The sequence below is a fragment of the Variovorax sp. 20P10.2.4 genome (genome assembly GCF_058244205.1).
The window spans coordinates 1-1,900 of the sequence record NZ_JBZAYE010000983.1 but is presented as its reverse complement, the minus strand read 5'-3'; the positions used below and the strand labels follow the sequence as shown (position 1 = coordinate 1,900).

Annotated in this window: 2 protein-coding genes; both read right to left on the bottom strand. The window is 68.3% G+C overall.

Going from position 1 to position 1,900, the window contains the following annotated elements; all coding sequences use genetic code 11:
- A partial coding sequence (locus tag AC27VN_RS40205; protein ID WP_490880320.1) for an electron transfer flavoprotein subunit beta/FixA family protein occupies positions 1-711 on the bottom strand: 711 nt, incomplete at its 3' end.
- 30 nt (positions 712-741) lie between these two features.
- A complete protein-coding gene (locus AC27VN_RS40200) occupies positions 742-1,752 on the bottom strand; it encodes a Bug family tripartite tricarboxylate transporter substrate binding protein (protein ID WP_208507728.1) in 1,011 nt (336 codons plus the stop codon).
- Between the last annotated feature and the right edge of the window lie 148 nt (positions 1,753-1,900).

Below are 1,900 nucleotides of genomic sequence, written 5' to 3'. Positions count from 1 at the left end.
CGTGGCGACATCGGGCACCTTGATGCCGGCACCGCGCTTCGGCGGTTCCGAGACCTTCAGCGTCTTCAGCCGCGGCTTGACGTCCACGCCGAGGTCCTCGGGCTTGAAAGTGTCGAGCTGCTTCTTCTTGGCCTTCATGATGTTGGGCAGCGTGACGTAGCGCGGCTCGTTCAGGCGCAGGTCGGTCGTGATGACGGCCGGCAGCGTGAGCGAGACGGTCTCGAGGCCGCCGTCGACTTCACGGGTCACGTTGGCCTTGTCGCCGGCGACTTCGACCTTCGAAGCGAAGGTGGCTTGCGGCAGGTCGGCCAGCGCGGCCAGCATCTGACCGGTCTGGTTGGCGTCGTCGTCGATGGCCTGCTTGCCGAGGATGATCAGCTGCGGCTGTTCCTTGTCGACCAGCGCCTTGAGCAGCTTGGCCACGGCCAGGGGCTGCAGTTCTTCCGAGGTCTCGACCAGGATGCCGCGGTCGGCGCCGATGGCCATCGCGGTGCGCAGGGTTTCCTGCGACTTGGCGTCGCCGCACGAGACGGCGATGACCTCGGTCACCACGCCCTTCTCCTTCAGGCGCACGGCCTCTTCGACGGCGATCTCGTCGAAGGGGTTCATGCTCATCTTGACGTTGGCGATGTCCACGCCCGTGCCGTCGCTCTTGACGCGCACCTTCACGTTGTAGTCGACGACCCGTTTGACGGGCACGAGAATCTTCATGGCTGGTCCTTCAATGAAAACGGAGGGGGTTCACTCGAGCTTCGCGCCCGACTGCTTGATGAGGCGCTCCCAGATCGGCCGCTCGGCCTTCCAGGCGGCGGCGAAGAGTTCGGGCGAGCTGTCCTTGAGCTCGAAGCCCATGGCCGCGATGCGCTCGCGCACGTCGGGCTGCTGCGAGGCCTTGCGCACTTCCTCGGCGATGCGGTCCACGATGGGCTTGGGCGTCTTGGCGGGCACGGCGAAGGCAAGCCAGCCGGTCACGCGGTAGGCCTCGTCCTTCAAGCCCTGCTCGGCCATCGTCGGCACGGTGGGCAGCGCGGCCATGCGGCGTTCGCCGCTCACGCCGATGGCCCGCACCTTGCCCGCGTCGATGTGCGGCTTGGCGACCAGCGCGCTCGCATAGGCCATCTGGATCTGGCCGCCGATCAGGTCCTGCATCATCGGCGCCTCGCCCTTGTAGGCGACGTGGTTCATGTCGGCCTGCTGCGTGAGGCTCATGTGCGCGCCCGCCAGGTGCGGGTAGGCGCCCACGCCGTAGGAGCCATAGGCGACCTTGCCCTTGTTCGCGGCCACGTACTTCAGCAGTTCGGGCGCGGTCTTGGCCGGCACGCTCGGATGCACCACCAGCACCAGCGGCCCCATCGCCACCTGGTAGACCAGCGTGAGGTCGCGCTGCGTGTCGTAGGGCAGCTTCTCGTAGAGGAACTCGTTGGTCAGCAGCGAATTGCTCAGCGAGAAGACGATGGTGTAGCCGTCGGGCGCTGCCTTGGCGACCATGTCGGTGCCGATGATGCCGGCCGCGCCGGGCTTGTTGTCGATCACCACGGGCTGGCCGAGGCCGGCCGCCATCTTCTGGCCCAGCACGCGCGCGAGCACGTCGGTGGCGCCGCCGGCCTGGAAGGGCACGACCATGCGGATCGGCTTGTTCGGATAAGGCGCCTGGGCCTGGGCCGGCGCATGGGCCAGCGCGAGCAGCGCGGCGGCGGTTGCGGTGGTGGCGCGCAGCAGCGCGCGACGGGTCGGGTGTCGGGTGATGGTCATGGTGTCCCTGATGGTTCTTGGGGTCGGAGAAACGAAAGGCGGCGGGCCGTGCGCTGCGGCCCGCCGTGCGGCGGCTTCAGGCCGTCGCGACGCGGGTCTTGAAAGGCAGCGGCTCGAGCGCCTGCTGCAGCCGCTCGGCGAGCGCCGC